The sequence below is a fragment of the uncultured Clostridium sp. genome (assembly GCF_910588715.1).
Lineage (GTDB): Bacteria > Bacillota > Clostridia > Clostridiales > Clostridiaceae > Clostridium.
This window is the reverse complement of record NZ_CAJURG010000002.1, coordinates 274566-300025: the sequence shown is the minus strand read 5'-3', so window position 1 is coordinate 300025 and position 25460 is coordinate 274566. Positions and strand designations below refer to the sequence as shown.

Annotated in this window: 22 protein-coding genes; 20 read left to right on the top strand and 2 right to left on the bottom strand. The window is 27.8% G+C overall.

Annotated elements, in window-relative coordinates:
• Positions 1 to 56 precede the first annotated feature (56 nt).
• Positions 57 to 326 carry a hypothetical protein gene (locus QZ321_RS06180; protein ID WP_291746990.1) on the top strand — a complete coding sequence of 90 codons (270 nt, stop codon included), beginning with the start codon at positions 57 to 59 and terminating at the stop codon, positions 324 to 326.
• A gap of 42 nt (positions 327 to 368) precedes the next feature.
• Here QZ321_RS06180 and QZ321_RS06175 read toward each other — a convergent pair whose 3' ends face one another.
• Positions 369 to 803, bottom strand: coding sequence for a hypothetical protein (locus QZ321_RS06175; protein WP_291746986.1), 435 nt, complete (start codon positions 801 to 803; stop codon positions 369 to 371).
• Between the two features lie 225 nt (positions 804 to 1028).
• Here QZ321_RS06175 and QZ321_RS06170 point away from each other — a divergent pair, with 225 nt between their 5' ends.
• The 13 genes from QZ321_RS06170 (at position 1029) to QZ321_RS06110 (ending at position 17478) form a co-directional block, all read left to right on the top strand.
• Positions 1029 to 1427, top strand: coding sequence for a DUF6762 family protein (locus tag QZ321_RS06170; protein WP_291746983.1), 399 nt, complete (start codon positions 1029 to 1031; stop codon positions 1425 to 1427).
• 42 nt (positions 1428 to 1469) lie between these two features.
• Positions 1470 to 3266, top strand: a complete 1797-nt coding sequence (pepF, locus tag QZ321_RS06165; protein ID WP_291746980.1) for an oligoendopeptidase F — start codon at positions 1470 to 1472, stop codon at positions 3264 to 3266.
• 3 nt (positions 3267 to 3269) lie between these two features.
• Positions 3270 to 4244, top strand: a complete 975-nt coding sequence (locus tag QZ321_RS06160) for a rhomboid family intramembrane serine protease (RefSeq protein WP_291746977.1) — start codon at positions 3270 to 3272, stop codon at positions 4242 to 4244.
• An 18-nt stretch (positions 4245 to 4262) separates the two neighbouring features.
• Positions 4263 to 4886, top strand: a complete 624-nt coding sequence (locus QZ321_RS06155; RefSeq protein ID WP_291746974.1) for a hypothetical protein — start codon at positions 4263 to 4265, stop codon at positions 4884 to 4886.
• Positions 4887 to 5069: 183 nt separating this feature from the next.
• Positions 5070 to 5597 carry a phosphatase PAP2 family protein gene (locus QZ321_RS06150; protein ID WP_291746971.1) on the top strand — a complete coding sequence of 176 codons (528 nt, stop codon included), beginning with the start codon at positions 5070 to 5072 and terminating at the stop codon, positions 5595 to 5597.
• 65 nt (positions 5598 to 5662) lie between these two features.
• The gene (locus QZ321_RS06145; protein WP_291746968.1) at positions 5663 to 6796 is read left to right on the top strand and encodes a glycosyltransferase; all 1134 of its coding nucleotides are present in this window, start codon (positions 5663 to 5665) and stop codon (positions 6794 to 6796) included.
• Positions 6797 to 7029: 233 nt separating this feature from the next.
• Positions 7030 to 8376, top strand: a complete 1347-nt coding sequence (gene gdhA, locus QZ321_RS06140; RefSeq protein ID WP_291746965.1) for an NADP-specific glutamate dehydrogenase — start codon at positions 7030 to 7032, stop codon at positions 8374 to 8376.
• Positions 8377 to 8776: 400 nt separating this feature from the next.
• A complete protein-coding gene (locus QZ321_RS06135; protein ID WP_291746962.1) occupies positions 8777 to 10726 on the top strand; it encodes a DNA topoisomerase IV subunit B in 1950 nt (649 codons plus the stop codon).
• 23 nt (positions 10727 to 10749) lie between these two features.
• Positions 10750 to 13656, top strand: a complete 2907-nt coding sequence (locus QZ321_RS06130; RefSeq protein WP_291746959.1) for a DNA topoisomerase IV subunit A — start codon at positions 10750 to 10752, stop codon at positions 13654 to 13656.
• 82 nt (positions 13657 to 13738) lie between these two features.
• The gene (locus QZ321_RS06125; protein WP_291747103.1) at positions 13739 to 14275 is read left to right on the top strand and encodes a DJ-1 family glyoxalase III; all 537 of its coding nucleotides are present in this window, start codon (positions 13739 to 13741) and stop codon (positions 14273 to 14275) included.
• A gap of 102 nt (positions 14276 to 14377) precedes the next feature.
• Positions 14378 to 16132, top strand: a complete 1755-nt coding sequence (gene recJ / locus QZ321_RS06120; protein WP_291747100.1) for a single-stranded-DNA-specific exonuclease RecJ — start codon at positions 14378 to 14380, stop codon at positions 16130 to 16132.
• A gap of 145 nt (positions 16133 to 16277) precedes the next feature.
• Complete coding sequence (locus QZ321_RS06115; RefSeq protein WP_291740937.1) at positions 16278 to 16733, top strand: LytTR family DNA-binding domain-containing protein; 456 nt, start codon at positions 16278 to 16280, stop codon at positions 16731 to 16733.
• A gap of 1 nt (position 16734) precedes the next feature.
• Positions 16735 to 17478: a hypothetical protein gene (locus QZ321_RS06110; RefSeq protein WP_291746955.1), complete on the top strand. Its 744-nt coding sequence runs from the start codon at positions 16735 to 16737 to the stop codon at positions 17476 to 17478.
• Positions 17479 to 17536: 58 nt separating this feature from the next.
• On the opposite strand, the gene QZ321_RS06105 is transcribed toward QZ321_RS06110, so the two are convergent.
• On the bottom strand, positions 17537 to 17719 hold the full coding sequence (locus QZ321_RS06105) for an alpha/beta-type small acid-soluble spore protein (protein ID WP_291740939.1): 183 nt from the start codon (positions 17717 to 17719) through the stop codon (positions 17537 to 17539).
• A gap of 411 nt (positions 17720 to 18130) precedes the next feature.
• Between QZ321_RS06105 and QZ321_RS06100 the strand changes: the two genes are divergently transcribed.
• The 6 genes from QZ321_RS06100 (at position 18131) to QZ321_RS06075 (ending at position 25381) form a co-directional block, all read left to right on the top strand.
• The gene (locus QZ321_RS06100) at positions 18131 to 18802 is read left to right on the top strand and encodes a hypothetical protein (protein ID WP_291746953.1); all 672 of its coding nucleotides are present in this window, start codon (positions 18131 to 18133) and stop codon (positions 18800 to 18802) included.
• A 157-nt stretch (positions 18803 to 18959) separates the two neighbouring features.
• Positions 18960 to 19265 (top strand): hypothetical protein, encoded by a 306-nt coding sequence (locus QZ321_RS06095; RefSeq protein WP_291746776.1) that lies wholly within the window; start codon positions 18960 to 18962, stop codon positions 19263 to 19265.
• Positions 19266 to 19531: 266 nt separating this feature from the next.
• Positions 19532 to 20611 carry an undecaprenyldiphospho-muramoylpentapeptide beta-N-acetylglucosaminyltransferase gene (locus tag QZ321_RS06090; RefSeq protein WP_291740941.1) on the top strand — a complete coding sequence of 360 codons (1080 nt, stop codon included), beginning with the start codon at positions 19532 to 19534 and terminating at the stop codon, positions 20609 to 20611.
• Positions 20612 to 20750: 139 nt separating this feature from the next.
• On the top strand, positions 20751 to 21182 hold the full coding sequence (locus QZ321_RS06085) for a flavodoxin domain-containing protein (protein WP_291740943.1): 432 nt from the start codon (positions 20751 to 20753) through the stop codon (positions 21180 to 21182).
• 139 nt (positions 21183 to 21321) lie between these two features.
• On the top strand, positions 21322 to 24840 hold the full coding sequence (gene nifJ / locus QZ321_RS06080) for a pyruvate:ferredoxin (flavodoxin) oxidoreductase (protein ID WP_291746778.1): 3519 nt from the start codon (positions 21322 to 21324) through the stop codon (positions 24838 to 24840).
• A gap of 214 nt (positions 24841 to 25054) precedes the next feature.
• Positions 25055 to 25381 (top strand): DUF1292 domain-containing protein, encoded by a 327-nt coding sequence (locus QZ321_RS06075; protein ID WP_291740948.1) that lies wholly within the window; start codon positions 25055 to 25057, stop codon positions 25379 to 25381.
• Positions 25382 to 25460: the final 79 nt, after the last annotated feature.

Below are 25460 nucleotides of genomic sequence, written 5' to 3'. Positions count from 1 at the left end.
CTTTTGTTATATTTTAGTATAATATTATTAAAAATAATAATTATAGGAGTAGAAAAATGACAAAGGATAAGGTTGAGGAATTAAAGGAAAGCTTTGATACATTAATAGAACTAGGTGTAATTTTTTATTATGGTAGTCAAGAAATAGAACAAGGTGAAATTACTAAAATTCAATTTAATGAAGATGATACTGTAAATTTAGAATTAGATGAATTTAATGAAGTGGAAGTTGAGTTAGAAGACTTTATAGAAAATCACTCAAAGGAAGGAAATAATTATCATACTTGGAGTATTAGTAGAAGTTTTGATAACTTATTAGAATCTTAATAAAAATATTCGCATCTATTAAAGTGATGCGAATATTTTTTATTATGGTGATATAACGGTATCTTCATTTTTAATATCGGAATTTTCTTTTTTTAATTTAACCGATTCCATTTTCCAACGGCCTTTATTGTCTTGGCTAAATGTTCCTATTAAATATGTTTTCTTATATGGCTTTTCATAAGATAATCCAAATGCTTCAATTTCTATTTTATTATCAATATGTGATATTACAGACATAGATTCAACTTCTATTAATCTTAGGGATTTATCTTTCCAGTGAGTAAAATAATAATCAACTGAATAAATGAGATTAGAAGATTTAGATGATATATACATATTTTTTATGGAGGTTCCTATAATAAATAATGTTAACAATAGAATACACATTGTAATGATTTTTCTATTTCTTTGAATTTTCTTTTTTTTATTATTTATTTTAATTAAATTTTGTTTTTTTACAGAAGAAATAGTATTCATAATTTTAACCTCCATACAAAATAATAAGCATATAAGTTTAATTATAATTATATATTACCATAATATGTAAATAAGTAAAGAAAATATTGTATATTTGAAATACTAACAATATAATTAAAATAAAACATTATTTTAAATTAAATCCATAAGTTAAATTTAAGATTTTAATTTAATGGATAAAGAAAAATACATATTAAAGACAAGATAAAAAGGAGAAGATTATTAATGGATTACTCAAGCTTAATATTAATGGAAAGAGACAATGAAACAGGGTTTGTGTCAAAGGAACTTGGAAGTTATAAGGTTTCAGAAGGTGCAGAACATATAAAAGGGTTTTATGTTAAAGGAGATAATGTTTATATAAAGTTTGATACAAATAAAGATGTTGAAGAATGGGAATACTCAGCAATATATGATGTATTTGATATGGAGTTATTTGAAAATGAGGGATTTCAAATTGAAGAAGTTGATGACGAATATAATCCAACATTTTTAATTAACTTTAAATATAAAGATGACCATGAATACATTGAAGAAAAGTTATCTCTTTCTATAGAGTTAATAGAAGAAGCTATGGAAAAAGCCTTTAATGACATTAAAGGAAAAGAAGAGGAATATCAATAAAAAAGAAAGGAGATGCCTAAAAGGTTAGGCTGAAGGTGGGCTATGGAAAGTAAGGTTTTAAAGAAAAGAGAGGAAATACAAGATCAAGATAAATGGAGCATTAATGAAATATACCCTAATGATGAAGTTTGGGAAAAGGAATATAAGGAATTGCAAGAAGAGGCACCAAAGCTTAAAGAATTTGAAGGAAAACTTGGTGATGGCGAAAGCTTGATAAAATATTTTGAGGTAAATGAAAAAGTATCAAGAAAAGCAGAAAAAATTTATGTTTATGCACATTTAAGATGTGATGAAGATACAGGCAATACAAAGTATCAAGCAATGATGAATAAAATTGATGCTTATATGGCTGAATATGCTACTTATACAGCTTATGTTGTACCAGAAATTTTATCTCTTCCTGATGGAAAAGTAGAAAAAGAAATGAAAGAGTTGAAGGGACTTGAGCCATATAAATTCTTATTAGAAAATATTTTGAAAGAAAAGCCTCATGTATTAGATAAAAAAGAAGAGGAGCTTCTTGCAGCAGCTTCAGATTGTTTAGATGCACCATCATCTATTCATAATATTATGACAAATGCAGATATGAAGTTTGGAAATATTAAAGATGAAGACGGAGAAGAAGTAGAGTTAACCGAAGGAAATTATTCTTCATTTATTAAATCAAAGGATAGAGAAGTTAGAAAAGAAGCATTCAAAGGATTATTTAAAGAATATAAAGCTTTTGAAAATACATTAGCAACAACTCTTTCAAGTTCAATAAAGGTATTTAATTTTAGTGCTAAAGTAAGAAATTATAAAAGTGCATTAGAAGCGTCATTAAAACCAAATGATATTCCTTTAGAAGTATATACTAATGCTATAAAAACTATAGATGATAATCTTTCATCACTTCATAGATATGTAGGTTTAAAGAAAAAATTATTAGGACTTGATGAAATGCACATGTATGATTTATATGTTCCTGTAATTGAAATTACTAAGGAGAGAGTAGAATTTGATGATGCCATTAAAATGTCACTTGAAGGGTTAAATCCTTTAGGAGAAGAATATTTAGATATATTTAAAGAAGGAATTAATGGTGGTTGGATAGATAAATATATTAATAAGGGAAAACGTGGTGGAGCATATTCATGGGGTGGATATGATACAAAGCCTTATGTTTTATTAAATTATAATTATGAACTTAATGATGTATCAACTTTGGTTCATGAGATGGGTCATTCAATTCACTCTTACTATTCAAGAAAAGAACAAAGTTATTATTATGCAGGATATACACTATTTTGTGCAGAAGTTGCTTCAACTACTAATGAAGCATTATTAATTCATCACTTAATAAATAAAGAAACAGATAAAAAGAAAAAGCTATATTTAATTAATCAAGAGCTAGAGCAAATAAGAACTACTGTATTTAGACAATTAATGTTTGCAGAGTTTGAACTTTATACACATGAAAGTTTTGAAAAAGGTATTCCATTAACAGCAGAAGATTATAACTTAAAATGGCATGAATTAAATGTTAAATATTTTGGGCCAGAAATGGTTGTTGATTCTGAAATTGATGTTGAATGGTCAAGAATACCACATTTTTATAGTGATTTTTATGTATATCAATATGCAACAGGATATGCAGCAGCATCAGCTTTTGCTAAGAGCATATTAAATAAAGAACCTAATGCAGTTGAAAAATATATTGGTTTCTTAAAGAGTGGTGGAAGTGATTATCCAATAGAAATTTTAAAGAAGGCAGGAGTAGATATGACTACATCTAAGCCATTAGAAGCAACTATTGATAGATTTAATGAGTTATTAGATATGTTAGAGAAAGAAATTTAAAATATGAATAAATTAGAAAAATTTTTATTTAGTGAATTAACAAATCAATCTGAATTTTATATAAAGGATTATCATAGTAAATTTTTAAATGATAATAAATGGATAGCTATAATGGAAAATAAAGATTTTATTTATGCAGTTGTAGTATGCAAAAGTAGTGAAAGTAACTTTATATATAGCGAGGTAATTCACTTTTTAGAAAATTTATATTTAAAGAAAGTATCTCTTAATATTGTTGTATATGGAGAAGAAAACTATGAAGAATTAATTCAACAACCTTATAATAAATTAATTTATTCAGAAAAAGAAAAACAAGTAGTTTACAGCGATAACAGCTGTAAACCACTTGTTTCTATATTAAATCATAGTTTAGAAAAAGAAAAATCAAATGATTTTAAAGTAAAGTATAAAGAATGTTTTGTTACGTATATATTGATATGTGTAAATATTCTAATTTTTATAATTACAGTATTTTCATCTAAAAATATATATAATATTGATTCATATACTCTTATAAATTTTGGAGCTAAAGTAAATGTTTTAATTAATAATGGACAGCCTTGGAGATTAATAACCTGTGCATTTTTACATGGAGGATTAGCACATATAGCATTTAACATGTATGCGCTTAAAATTATTGGTTCAGAAGTAGAATATGTATATGGAAAAATTAAATATTTAGCTATATATTTAATTTCAGCTTTAGGGGGAAGTATATTTAGTTATTTATTTAATGCAAATTCAATAAGTGTGGGAGCATCAGGAGCAATATTTGGACTTTTAGGAGCTATGATTATTTTTGGAATAAGAAATAAAAATAAAATAGGAAAAGCATATATACTAAACTTATTTAAAGTTTTACTTATAAATATATTTATAGGAGTTACAATAAGTAATATAGATAATGGAGCTCATATGGGTGGTTTAATATTTGGAGGTATTTCAGCTTCATTAATAAATAATAAAAAAATATATTAAATTATAAAGGAGTTTTTGATGAATTTATTAAAAGATAAGGCATTAAGATTAAATTTGATATCAATGTTAATATTAATTATTACAGCAATATATGATTTTATTTTTAGAGGTGGAGAAAAGCTTTTTAGAATAGGATTAATGGCAGTTACGTTATGGATAATGTATTTTGTTTATAAAAAAACTTTTTTAAGAAAAACAAGAATAAGTTTTTATTTAATTTACTCTTTTATTATTGGAGCAATGTATTTAGGAAATGTGTTTGATTTTTATTTAATAATTCCTATGTATGATAAAATATTACATTTATTATCAGGGCTTATTATGGGTTTAATAGGTTATATATTATTTTTACATATAAGTAATGGTAATATAGATAATTCATTTAAAAGATATATGCCAATATTATTTTCTATAATATTTTCTATTGCTGGGGCAGCGGTATGGGAAATATGGGAATTTTCAACAGACCAATTATTTGGATTTACATCTCAAAATAATAGTTTGCATGATACAATGTGGGATATAATATGTGGTAGTGTTATGGGTATTATATCTAATATTCCAATTTATTTATATTATATAAAAGGAAGAAAAATAAGATTTATTGAAAATATAAATAAACAAGTGAATGAGAATAAATAGAGAGGAATAATATTTTTATTATTTCTCTCTATTTATTTTAGAAAATATTAAGAAAAATAATATATAAATGTTAATAAATAATTAACTTTATATAATAAAATTGTTATATAATAATATATGAAAAGAAAAATATAAAATAATTTTACCTACTAAAGATGTAATATAAAGGTTAGGAGGGCACAAATGATTAGGTTTTTTAAAGCAATTGATAATAAAGGTTTAAAATACATAAGTGAAAAGTGTAAAAATAGAACATTTGATAAAATAATGCCTATCATTACGGTTATGGGAAACTTAGGAGTAGTATGGATAGTTATATCAATTTTAATGTTATTAAAGGTTGAAGATAGAATTATTGGAATTGCAGTTATTTTATCATTGATATTAACTACAATAATTGGTGAAGGTATAATAAAACACATAGTTAAAAGAAGTAGACCATTTCAACATAATGAAGAAAAGTTATTAGTAAATAAACCTATAACATATTCATTTCCATCTGGGCATACAGCATCTTCATTTGCAGCTTTAGTAGTATTTTTACAAATGAATGGAAAGTTAGGATTAATAATGAGCCCAATTGCAACATTAATTGCATTTTCAAGAATTTATTTAAAAGTACATTATCCAACAGATGTTATATGTGGAATGATTCTTGGAATTACTTGTGGAATAAGTGTGGTTTCTTTTCTAGGAAGAATGGCTTTTTAAGATTTAAGGCTATATGATATAATAAATTAATTATTGATATAAATTATACTGTTAGGGGGTATCAAATGAAAGTTCTTATTTTATCGGCATCAACAGGTGGTGGTCATATGAGGGCATCTCAAGCAATAGAAAATTACATGACTCAACATAATAAAGATATAAATGTTAAAATTGTAGATAGTTTATTGTATATAAGTCCAATATTAAACAAAACAGTAACTAGCGGATATGTTTATTTAGCTACAAAAACACCAAAGCTATATGGAAAGTTATATGATTTAACTAATAAAGAGCATAAATTAGCTAATTTTGTAACTAGGCTTAATAATATATTTGCAAACAAGTTGTTGCCTTTAATTGATGATTTTAAACCAGATGTAATTATAACAACTCATCCATTTCCAACTGAAATGGTATCAAGGTTAAAATCAAAAAATGAAATAAATATACCATTAATTTGTATAATGACTGATTATGCTCCACATAAAGCATGGATAAGTGATAATGTTGATGCATATATAGTTGCTAATGATGATATGGTTACTAAAATGATTACTGAGGGAGTAGATTCAAAAAGTATTTATCCATATGGAATACCCGTAGATGAAGTATTCTTTGAAGAAAAAGAAAAGCAATTAGTAATTGATGAATTAGGTCTTGATAAAAATTTACCAACTATATTAATGATGGCAGGAAGCTTTGGGGTATCAAATGTTTTTGATGTTTATGAAAATATAATAGATATAGATTTAGATTTTCAAATAATATTAGTAACAGGAAAAAATCAAAAGCTATATAATCATTTTGAAAAGGTAGTAGAAGAGAGTAGTAAGAAAACAAAGCTTATTTATTTTACAAATGAAATTAATAAATTAATGCAAGCATCAGATATTATAATTACTAAGCCAGGAGGATTAACTGTTACAGAAGCATTAGCGTGTAATATTCCAATGGCTGTTTTTGATGCAATTCCAGGACAAGAGGAAGAAAATGCAGATTTTTTATTAAAGCATAATATGGCAGTAAGAATTAGTGATGGAAATAGTTGTAGAGAAGCCATAGTAGAATTATTAAGAGATAGTGAAAAATTAGAGGATATGAAGGAAGCTTGTAAATCTTTTGATAAAAATGATTCTACTAAAAATATATTTTTACTAATAAATGAGTTAATAGAAAATAATAATATTATAAATAAATAGTAAGTTTTATAAGGATTATGTTAGTTTTAAATTACTAAAAAGTAGTTAAAAATTAACATAATTTTTTTGGTTTTTTAAAATTAGCTTTTAAAATTACCAAAATAGTATTAATATAGTAAGTAGGGTTAGGATGTTAAAAAATAACTTAATAAAAATTTATTTAAGATAAAAAATATAAAAGTGATAAATTTTTAAAACATCCTAAAAATAATAAAAATTAAGGGGGAAAACTTATGACAGGAAAAGAATATGTTTTAAGTGTTTTAGAACAAGTAGAAAAAAGAAATCAAAATGAAAAGGAATTTTTAGATGCTGTAAAAGAAGTAGCTATTTCCTTAATTCCAGTCTTTGATAAACATCCAGAATATGTTGAAGAAGGATTATTAGAAAGAATTGTAGAACCTGAGAGACAAATTATGTTTAGGGTTCCTTGGGTAGATGATAAAGGAAGAGTTCAAGTTAATAGAGGATATAGAATTCAATTTAATAGTGCTATAGGTCCATACAAGGGAGGATTAAGATTCCATCCAACTGTAAATGCAAGTATAGTTAAGTTTTTAGGATTTGAGCAAATATTTAAAAATTCATTAACAGGATTACCTATTGGTGGGGGAAAAGGTGGTTCAGACTTTGATCCTAAGGGAAAATCAGATAGAGAAATAATGAGATTTTGCCAAAGTTTTATGGCAGAGTTATGCAAACATATAGGATTAGATACAGACGTACCAGCAGGAGATATTGGTGTTGGTGGTAGAGAAATAGGATATATGTATGGATATTATAAAAAATTAAGAAATGCTAATGACCAAGGTGTTTTAACAGGAAAGGGATTATCTTATGGTGGAAGTTTAACAAGAACTGAAGCAACAGGATATGGATTAGTTTACTTTACTGAAGAAATGATGAAAGCAAATAATCTTTCTTTATCTGGAAAGACAGTTGTAATTTCAGGTTCAGGAAATGTTGCTATATATGCAACACAAAAGGCAACAGAATTAGGAGCAAAGGTTGTTGCGTTAAGTGATTCAAATGGTTATATATATGATGAAAATGGAGTTAATCTTGAAGTTGTAAAAGAGATTAAGGAAGTTAAGAGAGGAAGAATCAAAGAATATTTAGATTATGTTCCTTCAGCTAAATATTTTGAAGGTTGCAGAGATATTTGGACTATAAAATGTGATGTGGCACTTCCTTGTGCAACTCAAGGTGAAATAGATGAAAAGTCAGCTAAGATTTTAGTTGAAAATGGAACTAAGGTAGTTGCAGAAGGTGCAAATATGCCAAGTACATTAGAAGCTATTGAAGTATTCCAAGGTAATGGAGTATTATTTGGTCCAGCTAAGGCTGCAAATGCAGGTGGAGTTGCTTGTTCAGCATTAGAAATGTCTCAAAATAGTATGAGAATGTCTTGGAGCTTTGAAGAAGTAGATTCTAAGCTTAAAAATATTATGATTAATATTTATAACAATTCAGCAGCTGCTGCAAAGGAATATGGCCATGAAGGAAATATCTTAATGGGAGCTAATATAGCAGGATTTAAAAAGGTTGCTGATGCTATGATGGCACAAGGAATCGTATAATTATTTAAAGAAAAGATTTTAAAAAATTAGATTTTATTATAAAAATCAAATTGCTTTATAGTTTAAGTAATTATAAAGTAATTTGATTTTTTATTTTAATTGTATTATAAAATTTATGAATGTAATTTCAAAATTACGAAATTAAAATATCCAATAAGGTGAAGAGTTGTAAATAAAATAAATTGTAAATTTAAGTAATGAGGATAAGATATAAATAAGCTATCTTATTAATATATAGTAATTGTAACTTTAAGGTAGTTTTTAAACATACTTTTAAATACGCATAGAATTATGATAGAATTAGAAAAGTTAATAGAGAACATTAGTTTGATCTAGATATTATAAAATTATATCTAAATTATTATTTAAATGTGAATAGGTTATAATTTTGGAGGTTTATATGAGTAGTGAAGTTAATAATAAATATGATGTAACAGACTTAACATCCTTAGAAAAACTTGAACCCGTTAGAGTTAGACCTGGAATGTACATAGGATCTACAGGAACTAAGGGATTACATCATTGTATATGGGAAATACTAGATAATTCAATAGACGAAATTTCTAATGGCTTTGGGGATAAAGCAAGTATTATTATAAATAAAGATAAAAGCATAACAGTTATAGATAATGGTAGAGGAATACCAACAGGAATCCACCCAATTAAGAAAAAATCAGGAGTGGAAATGGTATTTACTGAATTACATACTGGTGGTAAGTTTAATAATAAAAATTATAAAACATCTGGAGGACTTCATGGAGTTGGTGCAGCTGTAGTTAATGCGTTATCAAAGTGGTTAGAAGTTGAAGTTCATCAAAATGGAAATATATATAAGCAAAAATTTGAATATGCTTTTGATAAAGAACTTAAAAAGGATATGCCAGGAACAGCAGTTACAGCTTTAGAAATTGTAGGAAAAACTAAGGACACAGGAACAAGAGTTACGTTTAAACCAGATGGAGAAATTTTTTCAACAACTGATTTTAAATTTGATATTATAGATGAAAGATTACAAGAACTTGCCTTTCAAAATAAAGGAATACATCTTGAACTTATAGATAAAAGAAAAGATGAAGAAATTAAAAAAGAATATTATTCTGAAAGAGGACTTCTTGATTTTATAGATTATTTAAATGAAAGTAAAACAACTATTCATCAAATGCCAATCCTTTTTGAAGGTGAAAAAACAATAAATAATATTTCTATGTATGGAGAAGTTTGTATGCAGTTTACAGACTCTACTACAGAGTATATTGCAAGTTATGTTAATAATATTCCTACAACAGAAGCTGGAACACATGAGTCTGGATTTAAAACTGGAATGACTAGAGCTTTTAAAGAGTGGGCTAAAAAGCTAGGACTTGTAAAGGAAAAGGATAAGGAATTTGAAGGTGATGATTTAAGAGAAGGTATGACAGCAATAGTTAGAATTAAAATTACTAATGCTGTTTTTGAAGGTCAAACGAAAACAAAATTAGGAAGTACAGAAGCTTATACTATGATGAATGATTTAGCATATACTAAGCTTTGTGAATGGATAGAAGATAATAAGGAAGTTGCAACAAGTTTAATAAATAATGCTCTTGCTGCTGCTCAAAGAAGAGAAAAAATTAAAAAGATAAATGAAGCTGAAAAGAAAAAAATAGGTAAAGGAACTGCACCACTTGCTGGTAAGGTTGCAGTATGTACATTAAAAGATAATACTGTAAATGAATTTATTGTAGTTGAGGGAGATTCTGCAGGAGGTTCTGCAAAGCAAGCTAGAGATAGAAGATTTCAAACTATAATGCCTTCAAAGGGTAAAATAATGAATACAGAAAAACAAAAGCTTGAAAATGTACTAGCATCTGAAGAGCTTAAGATATTTAATACAGCAATAGGAACTGGAACTTTAGATAATTATAAAGAGGAAGATTTAAAATACGATAAAATCATAATAATGAGTGATGCTGACGTTGATGGATTTCATATAAGAACTTTATGGATGACTTATATTTATAGATACATGAGACCACTTATTGCAAATGGTCATCTTTACTTAGCACAACCACCTTTATATAAGGTTTATAAATCTATAAAGGGTAAGGAAGTATCAAAATATGCATATAGTGATGAAGAGTTAGAAAAAGTTAAAAAAGAAATAGGTAAAGGAGCATTAATTCAAAGATATAAAGGTCTTGGAGAAATGAATCCAGATCAACTTTGGGATACTACCTTAAACCCAGAAACTAGAACTCTTTTCCAAGTTACTATTGAAGATGCAGCTAAGGCTGAAAAAATGGTATCACTTTTAATGGGTGATGTTGTTGAGCCAAGAAAGAATTATATGTATAAGTATGCAGAGTTTTAGAAATTAGAAAGGAGTTTTTTATTATGGCTAAGAAGGTACATAATATTCCAAAAGATAATAATATATTAAGAATACCACTTGAAGAGGCTATGCCAGATAATTATCTTCCATATGCTGTTGAAGTTGCAAAAGATAGAGCACTCCCAGATGTAAGAGATGGGTTAAAGCCTGTTCATAGAAGAATACTTTATGGATCATATCTTTTAAAGGCCTTTCCTGATAGACCTTATTATAAAAGTGCAAGAATAGTTGGGGATGTACTTGGTAAGTTTCATCCTCATGGCGATTCATCAGTTTATGATGCAATGGTGCTTATGGCACAGGATTTTTCAACTAGAGAGCCTTTATTTGATGGACATGGTAACTTTGGTTCCATGGATGGTGATGGAGCAGCTGCCATGCGTTATACTGAAGCTAGATTATCTAAGATAGCTATGGAAATGCTTAGAGATATAGATAAAGAAACTGTTGAAATGGTTCCGAACTATTCAGATAGCGAACTAGAACCAAAAGTTTTACCAGCTAGATATCCAAATCTTTTAGTAAACGGAACATTTGGTATTGCTGTTGGTCTTGCAACTAATATACCACCTCATAATTTAGGTGAAGTTACTGATGGTGTACTTGCTTATATAGATAATCCAGAAATAACAACTAAAGAGCTTATGGAATATATTAAAGCTCCAGATTTGCCTACAGGTGGTGTTCTTATAGGTAAAAATTCTCTTTTATCTGCTTATGAAACAGGTGAAGGGAAAGTTACTTTAAGAGCTAAAACTAATATAGAAAAACTTGATAATGGGAGATACGGAATTGTAATTACAGAGTTTCCTTATAGAAGAAATAAATCAAAAATTCTTCAAACTATATCAGAAATGACTGGTGATAAAAGACATCAAAAAGCTTTAGAAGCAATTACTGATATTAGAGATGAATCAGATAGAAGTGGTATTAGAGCTGTTATAGAACTTAAAAAGGTAGCAGATTATGAAACAGCAGATAAAATATTAAAGTACTTATTTAAGAAAACAGACTTACAATGTAATATAAGTTTTAATATGGTGGCACTTGCAAATGGTAAACCACAGACTATGGGATTAAAAACTATAATAATGCATTATGTTAATCATCAAAAGGATATAGTTACAAAGAGAACTATAAAAGAGCTTATGATGGCAGAAAAAAGATTCCATGTAGTCGAAGGTTTTATTAAAGCAATTAATATTTTAGATGAAATTATTAAAACTATTAGAGAGTCAAAATCTAAAAAGGATGCCAATATAAATTTAATTGAAAAGTTTGGATTTACAGAAATTCAATCAGAAGCAATATTAGAACTTATGCTTTATAGATTAACTGGTCTTGAAATAAAGGTATTCCAAAAGGAGTATACAGAACTTGAAAAAACTATAAAAAGATTAAGAAAAATATTAGAAAATGAAAATGAACTTTTAAAAGTTATAAAAACTGAGTTAAAAGAAATAACTGATAAATTTAGAAATCCAAGAAGAACTATGATAGTAGAAAATGATAGTGAGGCTAAAATTGATTTAGACGAGCTTATTGTAGTTGAAGATGTGATGATTACTTTATCTAAAGATGGATTTATAAAGAGAATTCCATTAAGAACTTATCAAAGATCAAATGCTAAGGCAGAAGATATTGACTATAGAGAAGGTGATGAACTTAAATTTTTATTTAAATCTAACACTACAGAAAATATTCTTTTATTTACTGATAAGGGTAATATGTATCAAGTTAAGGGTATAAATATTCCAGAAGGTAAATGGAAAGAAAAGGGTGAAAGAATAGATTCTATAATTAAGACTTTAAACTTAGAAAATGAAAGTATAGTAAATGTATTTTCGGTTGGAATATTAGATGGAAGTAAGAGTATTCAGTTTATAACTAATAAGGGAATAATAAAAAAGAGTACTTTAGATAAATTCCAAACAAGCTATAGTAAAATTCAAGCATTAAAATTAAAGGAAAATGAAGTTGTACTTGATATAATTTTAGTAGATAGTGAATATGAAAATACTTTCTTAGAAGTAAAAACTAAATTAGGATTAAGGTTTAGTTTAGAAATACCTAAGATAGAAGATACACCAAGAAATATTCTAGGAACTCAATTATTTAATTTAATTGAAAGTGATGAAATTATAAGTGTTAAATATATAGATAAATTTGAGTTTATCACATTTAATGTTGGAGTAACATCAAAAGGTACTTTAAAAGGATTTTCAAAAGTTAAGTCTAGTGATAGACTAAAAGTAACTACTGATTCTCTAAGTACATTAGTTTTATTTACTGATAAGGGAAGCATGTATAAGGTTCCAGCATTTTTAATTTCTAATGTTGTTAAAGAAGAAATTGCATTAGAAAATATAATTGATGGATATTCTAAAAAGGAAAAGATAATTGATATATATTCATTAAAAGATTTTTATGAAAAAAATATGGTTTACTTCTTTACTAAAAAGGGTATGATAAAGAAGACTTCATTAAAAGAGTATGACGTAAATTATTCATTATGTCAGGCTTATAAATTTAAATATGAAAATGATGAAGTAATTTCTGTATGTATAGAAGAAAATGATGGAGAAATACTAATTGTAACTAAGAAGGGGATGGCAATTAGATTTTTAAGTGAAAGTGTAAATACTATGGGAAGAATTGCTTCAGGTGTTACTGGGATAAGTTTAAAAGAAGATGATGAAGCAATCTCAGGATGTATACTTTCAAGAATAATTAATGAAGATGAAATAGCTATAGATGGTAATAATAAAGATATAGTTTTAATAACTAAAAATAAAGAGAAAAAGTCAGTAGAGATAAAAGATATTAGAATTCAAAACAGGGCTGGAAGAGGTACTAATATTATGATTATTAATTTAGATGATGAAATATTAGAAGCCCAATATAATTAGTAAATTTGAGTTAATAATTTAGTATAAAAGTTTTAGCTATATTTATGAACTCTTAGATAAATTTAATTTAAGGAAGTGTATAATAGTGAAAGTTGCAGTTTTATTAGCAGAAGGATTTGAAACTATAGAAGCATTAACAACAGTTGATGTTTTAAGAAGAGCAGGGGTTGAATGTAGTACATTTGGAACTAAAAGTTTAGAAGTAACAACTTCACACTCTGTAACAGTAAAGGCTGATAAAGTTTTAAGTGATGAAATTTATAATTATGATATTGTAGTATTACCAGGTGGTATGCCAGGTTCTGTAAATTTAAGAGATGATGAAAATGTTAATGAAATTGTTAAGAAGTTTTATGATGAAGATAAGATTGTAGCAGCTATATGTGCAGGACCAATTACTTTTGGCAAACTTGGGATTGTAAATGGTAAAAATGCAACATGTTATCCAGGTTTTGATGATCAATTAGTAGGATGTAATTACAAAGAAGAACTTGTTGTTGTAGATGGAAATATTATTACAGGAAGAGGTCCAGCAGCGGCAATACCATTTGCATTTGAAATACTAAATCAAGCAGCACCTGATAAGGTAAATCAAATAAAAAGTGCAATGTTATTTTAATATTTCATAAATAAAGTCAGCTAAAAGCTGGCTTTATTATTTATATAAATTTATAATTAAAAGATTTTAACAGAAAAAAGAGGTGATTATTTGGAAAAGTGGATGGTTAGAAATGTTAAGTTTAATACTACAAAATTAGCACAAGATTTAAATGTTAGTGAAGTAGTAGCAAAGTTATTAGTTAATAGAGGAATTTATAGTTTAGATATAGCAAAAGATTTTTTAAATTCATCAATTAATAATTTATATAATGGTTTGGATATGCTAGGAATGAGCGGTGCTGTCAAACTAATGAGAGATAGCATTAATAATAATGAAAAAATACTTATAGTTGGAGATTATGATGTAGATGGTGTTATAAGCACTTATATATTATATAGAGCTATAAGTAAATGTAATGGAAATGTTAGTTTTCATATCCCGGATAGAATAAAAGAAGGATATGGAATAAATGAAAGTATAATTAAAAAAGCAAAAGATGAAAATGTAGATATTATAATTACTTGCGATAATGGAATAGCAGCAATTGAACAGGTAAAGTTAGCAAAGGACTTAGGACTTAAGGTTATTATTACAGACCATCATGATGTACCTTTTATTGAAGAAAATGAAAAAAGAAGATATGTAGTTCCTTGTGCTGATTTTGTAATAAATCCCAAGCAAGAAAATTGCACCTATAAATTTGATAAGATTTGTGGAGCTGGAGTAGCATATAAGTTTATAGAGGAACTTTATAAGGAGTTTGGTATTGATAAGGAAGAGCTTTATGATTTATTACAATACGTAGCGATAGCTACAGTTTGTGATGTTGTTGATTTAGTTTCTGAAAATAGAATAATAGTTAAAGAAGGATTAAAAAGAATAAATAACACTAATAATATAGGACTTAAAGCTTTATTTAAAGAAACAGGATTAGAAAATAAAGAAATAACAGTTTATTCTTTAGGTTTTGTTATAGGACCAAGTATTAATGCTTCAGGTAGACTTGAACAAGCAGAATGGGCATTAAAAATGCTTTTAAGCAATAATGAAGTAGAAGCTACAGAATTAGCAAAAAAACTTAATGATTTAAATAAAGAAAGACAAGATTTAACTAAAGAAGGGTTAGATCAAGCCATTGAAATAATAGAAAAAAATAATATGACTAATGATAAAGTATTAGTTGTATATTTAGAAGATGTACATGAAAGCATTGCTGGAATAATTGCAGGGAGAGTAAGGGAAAAGTATAATCTTCCTACAATAATTTTAACTAAGGCACATAATGGAGCTAAAGGTTCAGGGCGATCAATTGAAGAATATAATATGTTTGAGGAACTACTTAAATGTAAAGACTTATTAGGAATGTTTGGAGGACATCCAATGGCAGCTGGAATGTCTATACCAAATGAAAATATAGATGAATTTAGAAGTAGATTAAATAGTATTACAACATTAACTGATGACGATATAATTCCTAAGGTTTCAATTGATATGGGATTATTATTAAGTCAAATAAATTATGAGTTAATAGATCAAATATCATTATTAGAACCATATGGAAAAGCAAATCCAAAGCCTACTTTTGGAATGAAAAAGTTAAAGGTGATAGAGGCAAAAATACTAGGTAAAAATAAAAACGTCCTTAAACTAAAGTTAAGTGATGGTAGATTATATATTGAAGGAATATATTTTGGAGATATAGAAGGTTTTGAAAGCTTAGTAAAGGATGAATTAGGCGAAGAGGAGTATAATAAGGTAGTTAGTGGTTTACCTAATAATCTTTATTTAGATATAATTTGTATGCCTGAAATTAATGAGTTTAATGGTAATAAAAAAGTTCAGTTAGTTATAAGTAATTATAGAATTTCAAAATAATTTTTTATAAGGGGCAGAGATGCCTCTTTTTTATGTTATTAAGAAAAATTAACGTCTTAGAATAAAAAAATAACCTCTTACTTAATCTAAGTTTACATAAAAAAATGCTTAGAATATAATTGGTGAATAGGAGGATTGAGTAGATATGAAGTTACGGATAGAGCTAGATAATCAAATTAAAGAAAATGAAATTATTATTAAGTGTAGCGAGTTAAGTGAAGAAATAACAAAAATTCAAAATATTATTTTTGAACTGATTTCAGAAAAAAAGGAAATGATATTTTATAAGGGAAATACGGAATATTACATATGTGTTGATGATATATTATTTTTTGAAACAGAGGAGAGTTTGATTTATGCACATACATTAAATGAAGTATATCAAGTTAAGTATAAGCTTTATGAATTAGAAGAAATTTTACCACAGAATTTCATTAGAATATCTAAGTCTACAATTTTAAATATTAATCATATTTATTCAATAACTAGAAATATAACATCTGCAAGTTTAGTTGAGTTTAAAAATACTCATAAGAAAGTATATGTATCTAGAGGTTATTATAAAGTACTAAAATTAAAATTATTAGAAAAGAGGAGATAAGGTGAAAGATAGAAATATATTTTGGGGAATATTATTTGTTTTAGGTGCAATTGGTTTAATTATAGGAAAGCTAGGATTTTTATCAGATATTAATCCATTTAGTTTAGGATTTTCAATAATTTTATTTGCAATTATTATAGATAGTTTATTTAGATTAAATTATGCAGGAATATTATTTCCAATAGCATTTATTTGTATAATATATGATGAAAAACTGGGAATAACTATGCTTACTCCATGGACTGTTTTATTAGCAGCTCTTTTTGGAAGTATTGGATTATCAATGATTTTCCCCAAAAAAAACAAATGGTTTGATGTAAAGTCATACTATAAATCTGAAAAAAATACATCTATACTAGAAGAATATGAAAGTAAATTAGATGAGGAAAATTTTGAAGAAGTATTTAATGATGAAAGTAATATAAAAATTAATTCTGTTTTTTCTGCTCAAACAAAGTATATAAATAATAATAAATTTGTAAGTGCAGATATTAAATGCAAATGTTCTGGACTTCAAGTTTATTTTGATAATGCAATAATGGCAGAAGATGTGGCTATTATTAGATTAGATATATCTTTGTCTGGATTAGAATTATATATTCCTAAGGCTTGGAATGTTGAAAATAGAACTAATGTGTTTATAGGTGGAGTTGGAAATGAAAGAAAAGAAAGTAAAGAATTTAGCCATACTTTAATATTAACTGGTGATATTAAGCTTTCAGGTGTAGAAGTATATTATATATAGTTTATGAAATAAATAATAGGGTGTTTAAAAAGCATCCTATTATTTATTTTGGAATTAATTATTTCATTCCATTTTCATATTGTTCAACCATACGTTTAACCATTTCTCCACCAACGCTACCGCATTGTTTAGAAGTTAAGTCACCGTTATAATCTGTGAAAGGAACTCCCATTTCACTAGAAACTTGGTTTTTGAATTTAGCTAATTTATCTTTAGCATCAGGTACTAAATTTTTTGACATTTAAATTCATCTCCTTGTATCTTTATGATAATATTTTATCCAGTTAGAAGCTTTGTATTATATTTAATTAGAGGAAAAGGTGGAAAAAATATATAGGATATTTAAATTAAAATAATTGTTATATTTTTTATTATGTGGTCTTAGATTTAAAATATATTAAATGAGTAAGTAAAATTAACACTTATGTTATTATAATAACTACTACATTTGCAACAAAAATTAATTTAATGAAATATAATAAAATATACGAAGAGGAATTTTTATAAATATAAATTTATTTACTTTTTAATGTTTTTATATAAGTATATATTGTTATTTTATAATAATTATTAACATTTTAATAACATAAGTTTATTAGGTTTTTTATATATAATTTTAAAAATATACAATACATTACAAGGAGTTGATTTTATGAAAAAACTATTTATTACAAAGATGATATCAGCATTACTACTAGGGGCTACAATTAGTAGTACAATTTCTACAACTACATTTGCAGATATTAAAGTTAAAGTTGTAGATAAAGTAGTAGAAAATAAAAAGGAATCAAACAAAAAGGAAGAATCCCCTATAGAAAAACTAGGAATAACAGATGCTAGTTTTGATATAGATATTGTATTGACTGTAGATAAAGACAAAAAGAAAAAAAGAGAAAAAGATAGATGGGCGGGAAGAGCAGTAGGAAGCGAGTGTCCAACAGAAGTAAGTATTAAAATTGTGAACAATACAAATTATGCTATACGTGGCGGTTGGGTATGTTTTGATAATTTTATGGATGATGTTGAATTTCACCCAGCAACAAGGGAAAATAAGATTACTAAAGAAAATTATTGGATTACATTTCCAAATGAAACGCTAGATTGTACTGCACTTTCTGGCGACACAACTGGGAAAATTAAGAAAATTAGCCTTGAACTTATTGACAATGCAAACAACTACCATATTATTAACTATGATATGGAGAAAGGTAAATTTGATTTAGAGGGGACTTGGGAAATGGATGCTAGATGTATATTTGCAAATATAGGGGAATCCAGTAGTGAAGCTACTAAACAGTACTTTGAAGGTTTGGAGGTTAAATAATATGAATGGCTATGATGTTTGTGAGAGGTTGACGACTAAGACAAATATCGTAAATATGACCGCTAGTGAATTGAGGGAACTCTTGGCAACACCATAGTATTTAACAGTTCCTATTGTAGTAGAAACTGTATCTTACGAAGATAGGAAGAAAATAGCATTGTATGAAAGTGTAAATAACTTTGGTTCTGATGTTGCTTGTTTATTTGAAGATTTATGCGAGGAACTCCACCGAGTACCAACACAACAGGAATATGCTGATAGAGGTATATTAGTAACCGAGAATTGGTGGATTAGTGAGTTACAAAGAAAAGATTCTATGCTTAGGGGATTACAGTTTGAGGGTTGTATACTACAAGCAGTAAGGAATAGATTAAGCAGGGGCTACCTATCCCTTGTAAATGAGATATATACCGTAGCCCTGTTAAAAGAATTATACCCAGATGCTAAGGTGATAATACAATAAAAATAAAGAGTTCCTAATTAATAATTTTGTTTTTATTGATTTTACTTAAAAACCTTTATTGAGATTTTTGTTTCTATTAAGAATATAAAAAATTAGTAAATCCTTTATATTATATTTAATTAGAGGAAAAGGTGGAAAATTACTGGGTTAGTGGTAGAATATATAGGGATACTTAACTATTTACAACTTGAATTTAATAAATATATATTAGACATTAAAGCTTAGTGTTGAAGTTTTTAAAAAATCTTAATAGAAGAGGTGGTTTGATGAGTAAGTATAAGATTATAATGACTGGTGGGGGAACAGCAGGCCATGTAACTCCAAATTTAGCTTTAGTTCCAAAGTTAAAGGAAAAAGACTTTGAAATAAAGTATATAGGAAGTTATGACGGAATTGAAAAAGAAATTATAGGTGATGCAGGAATACCTTATTTTGCAATTTCATCAGGAAAACTAAGAAGATATTTTGATATGAAAAACTTTTCTGACCCATTTAAGGTTATGAAAGGTGTAATTCAAGCAAATAAAATTTTATCAAAAGAAAAGCCAGATGTTATTTTTTCAAAAGGGGGATTTGTTGCTGTTCCAGTAGTTATAGCTGCCTCAATGAAAAAGATACCAGTAGTATCTCATGAGTCAGATTTAACACCAGGCCTTGCAAATAAATTATCAGCTCCATTTTGTGATAAGTTATGTGTAACTTTTAGAGAAAGTTTAAATTATATAAAGGATGGAAAGGGAGAATTAACAGGGACTCCGATAAGAGAGGAAATATTAAAGGGAAATAGACTAATAGGAAAAGAAATTTGCAAGTTTAAGCAAGATAAAGAGGTTATTTTAGTTATTGGTGGTAGCTTAGGAGCAAAGAATATAAATGATGAAGTTAGGTATCATATTAATGATATACTAAAAAACTTTAATGTAATTCATATATGTGGAAAAGGAAATTTAGATAAATCTTTAAATGGCTTAGAAGGATATAAACAATTTGAGTATGTTAAAGAAGATTTACCACATTTACTTAAATATGCGGATTTTATAATTTCTAGAGCTGGTGCAAATGTAATATTTGAATTATTAGCATTAAAAAAACCAACACTTTTAATACCTTTATCTAAAAAAAGTAGTAGAGGAGATCAAATATTAAATGCTAAATCTTTTGCTAAAGAAGGATATTCATTAGTTTTAGATGAAGATGAAATGATAGAAAAGCATAATTTAATGGAAAGGCTTTCGGAATTAAAATCAAGAAAAAATGAATTTATAAAAAATATGAATAATAGCCAAATGAAAAGCGGTGTTGATGCAATTATAAATGTAATTATGAGTAGTATAAAGAAAAAATAATAAGTTCTATAATTAAATTTTGAAAAATAAATTTTAAAATATAGGGAAATAACTTGAAAAAATTATTTGGTATTATATAATTAAAATTGTTAGTAAAAATTACCAAATGAAATTAAACAAAAGTAGAAGAGGTGCTAAAATGAAAAAAGTTTCAATAATATACTGGAGTAATGGTGGAAATGTAGAAATTATAGCAAATGCTATATGCGAAGGCGCTAGTATAGGAGATGTAGAAGTTGAAACAAAACATGTGGCAGATGCATCTATCGAAGATGTTTTAGAAGCAGATGCAGTAGCTTTTGGAAGCCCAGCAATGATAAACGATGATATAGAAGAAATAGATATGAAACCTTTTATTAATAGTTTAAAGGAAATAGAAATTAAAAATAAGCCTTTAGTTTTATTTGGATCATGTGGATGGCGTGATACGAAGTTTATTGATAAATGGGAAGAAAATATGATAGACTATGGATTCAACGTTTTGGGAAAATTAGCTGTTAAGGATTCTGTTGAGAAGAATGATTTAAAAAGGGCTATGGATTTAGGTAAAGAATTAATTTTATGTATATAGTCTAACTTCATATCTACTAAGTGAAAATATTTTATGTAAGCAACTATGGTATATTATTGAAATTAAATATAGTTTATTTCGATATATACCATATTATTTATATGCTTAAATGAAAAAAAGGGGAAGCGAGGTAGAAGAGATGAGAAAAATGAAGACTATGGATGGTAACACTGCGGCTGCACACGTGTCATATGCGTTTACAGAAGTAACTGCTATTTATCCAATAACTCCATCATCACCAATGGCAGAGCATGTTGATGAATGGGTTGCACAAGGTAGAAAAAATATTTTTGGACAACCAGTAAAGGTTATGGAAATGCAATCGGAGGGAGGAGCAGCAGGTGCTGTACATGGATCACTTCAAGCTGGAGCTTATACAACTACATATACAGCTTCACAAGGTTTATTATTAATGATTCCTAATATGTATAAAATTGCTGGAGAAAGACTTCCAGGTGTTATACATGTATCTGCTAGAGCATTAGCGACTTCTTCATTAAATATATTTGGAGATCATCAAGATGTTATGGCAGCAAGACAAACTGGTTTTGCTATGCTTGCTGAAGGTTCTGTTCAAGAAGTTATGGATTTATCAGCAGTTGCACATTTATCAGCAATTAAATCTAGAATTCCATTTATGAATTTCTTTGATGGATTTAGAACATCTCATGAAATTCAAAAAATAGAAGTTTTAGAGTATGATGAGTTAGCTAATTTAGTTGATTGGAATGCAGTAAAAGAATTTAGACAATCTGCATTAAATCCAGATCATCCTGTAACTAGAGGAACAGCTCAAAATCCTGATATATACTTCCAAACAAGAGAAGCTGTAAATAGATTTTATGATGATATTACAGAAATAGTAGAAGGATATATGGCTGAGATAACTAAATTAACAGGAAGAGAATATCATTGCTTTGATTATTATGGAGCAGAAGATGCAGATAGAGTAATTATTGCAATGGGTTCAGGAACTGATGTTGCTGAAGAAACTGTAGATTATTTAAATGCTAGAGGAGAAAAGGTTGGTGTTGTAAAGGTTAGACTTTATAGACCATTTTCAATAGAAAAATTATTAGCTGCAATTCCAAATACAGTTAAAAAGATTGCAGTTTTAGATAGAACAAAGGAGCCAGGATCAATTGGTGAACCATTATACTTAGATGTAGTAAGTGCATTTGCGGGTAAAAAGGATACTCCAATTATAGTTGGTGGTAGATATGGATTAGGTTCAAAGGATCCAAACCCTTCAGATATAGCAGCAGTTTATGCTAATTTATCTAAGGATGAGCCTAAAAATGGATTTACAATTGGTATAGTTGATGATGTAACATTTACTTCACTTGAAACAGTAGAAGATATTGATGCTACACCAGAAGGAACTAAGGCTTGTAAGTTCTGGGGACTAGGTTCAGATGGTACTGTTGGTGCAAATAAGAGCGCTATTAAGATTATTGGTGACCATACTGATATGTATGCTCAAGGATATTTCTCATACGATTCTAAAAAATCAGGTGGTATAACAGTTTCACATTTAAGATTTGGTAAAAAACCAATTAAATCACCATATTTAATTGATAAAGCTGATTTTGTTGCTTGTCACAATCAATCCTATGTTTATAAGTATAATGTATTAGATGGATTAAAGAATAATGGTAAGTTCTTATTAAATACTATTTGGACACCAGAAGAGTTAAATGAAAAATTACCAGCAGAAATGAAGAAGACTATAGCTGAAAAGAATATAGAGTTCTACACATTAAATGCTGTTAAGATAGCTCAAGAAATTGGTCTTGGTGGAAGAATTAATATGATAATGCAAGCAGCCTTCTTTAAACTTGCTAATATAATTCCTGTTGATGAAGCAGTAGCATATTTAAAACAAGCTGTTGTTACATCATATGGTAAAAAAGGTGAAAAGGTTGTTAATATGAACAATGCTGCCATTGATGCAGGTGTTGATGCTATAGTAAAAATAGATGTTCCAAAGTCATGGATAAATGCAGTAGATCAAGAGGAAAGTAATGTTAAGGAAGTTCCAGCATTTATTAAGGATATAGTTGAACCTATGAATAGACAAGAAGGTTTTGGATTACCAGTTTCTACATTTGTAAAGCATGGTATGGAAGATGGTACTTTCATGGCTGGTACAGCTGCATATGAAAAAAGAGGAATTGCAATTAATGTTCCAGAATGGATACCAGAAAATTGTATTCAATGTAATCAATGTTCAGTAGTATGTCCTCATGCAGCAATAAGACCTTTCTTATTAAGTAGTGAAGAATCAGAAAAAGCTCCTGCTTCAATGAAGACTGTAGATGCTAGAGCATTAAAAACAGAGGCACCATATAAATTCACAATTGGAGTTACACCTCTTGATTGTACAGGTTGTGGAAATTGTGCTGAAGTATGTCCAGCTAAGAATAAAGCTTTAGTAATGAAGCCACAAGATAGTCAACACAATCAAATAGAAGCTTGGAATTATGCAACAACAGAAGTATCTGTTAAGAAAAATCCAATGAATAAAAACACATTAAAGGGAAGTCAATTTGAAAGGCCACTTCTTGAGTTCTCAGGTGCTTGTGCAGGTTGTGGAGAAACTCCATATGCTAAACTTGTTACTCAATTATTTGGTGATAGAATGATGGTAGCTAATGCTACAGGATGTTCTTCAATTTGGGGAGGATCAGCTCCTGCAACTCCATATACAGTTAACCATAATGGTCATGGTCCAGCTTGGGCAAATTCATTATTTGAAGATAATGCTGAATATGGATTAGGTATGTTCTTAGGCGTTCAAGCTATAAGAGATAGAGTAGCTGAAAATGTAAGATTTGCATTAGAAAGTGATTTAGAAGATGAAACTAAGGCAGTATTAAAGAATTGGTTAGATAATAAAGAAGAAAGTGATGGAACTAGAGAAAGGGCAAATGCTTTAGTTGCTGCACTTGAAAATTGCGATTCTGAAATAGCTAAAACTATTTTAAATGATAAAGAATTCTTCGTTAAGAGATCACAATGGATCTTTGGTGGAGATGGTTGGGCATATGATATTGGATATGGTGGTCTTGACCATGTTCTTGCATCAGGAGATAACGTAAATGTATTAGTATTTGATACAGAAGTTTATTCAAATACAGGTGGTCAATCTTCTAAATCTACACCAACAGCTGCAATTGCTAAATTTGCTGCTTCAGGTAAGAGAACTAAAAAGAAAGATTTAGGTATGATGGCTATGAGCTATGGATATGTATATGTTGCTCAAGTTTGTATGGGTGCAGATAAAAACCAAGTTATTAAAGCTATATCTGAAGCAGAAAGCTATAATGGACCATCATTAATAATAGCTTATGCTCCATGTATTAACCACGGTATTAAGGCAGGAATGACAAATTCACAATCAGAATCTAAAAAGGCTGTAGATTGTGGATATTGGGCATTATATAGATATAATCCAGCATTAAAGGGAATTAAGAATCCATTTACTTTAGATTCAAAAGAACCTAAGGGAGATTTTAAGGAATTCTTAATGGGTGAAGTTAGATACGCTTCATTAGCAAAAGCATTCCCAGAAGCAGCAGAAGCTTTATTTGAAAAGACTCAAGCAGATGCTATGGAAAGATTAGAGAACTATAAAAAGCTTGCGAATCAAGAATAGTAGTAAATATAAATAAAAAAGGGGGTTTTCACCTCCTTTTTTATTTATTTTTTAAAATGATTTTTAATTTTTACAAAAATGAATATTTTTCTTTTATTTTCCTAAGAATAAGGGTACAATTATAAAAGACAAATTAAACATAACTTAGTAAAAATAAATTTTTATATTTATTTTTATTTAGAGTGTTTTACTTATTATTAAGGAGGAAATTAAAATGGATAATGAATTAAATAAATGTGGCGAAGGCTGCGGATGTGGACACGATCATGATAGTCATGGATGTGGAGATAACTGTGGATGTGGAGAACACGAACATGAACATTTTGTTGTGGATTTAGAAGATGATAACGGAAACGTTATATCTTGTCCAATAGTTGATGCATTTGAATTTGAAGAAAATGAATATGTATTAGCTCAAAATCCAGAGGATGAATCAGTTTATCTTTTCAGATCAACTGAAGAAGGTGAACTTATAGTTCCAGAAGAAGCTGAATTTGATAAAGTAACTGAATACTACACAAATGTTTTAGCTGATCAATAATATTTAAAAGAGATATATCCTAGTGAAATTTTTAGAATTTAAAGGATATATCTCCTTTTTATTATATAGAATTTTTATT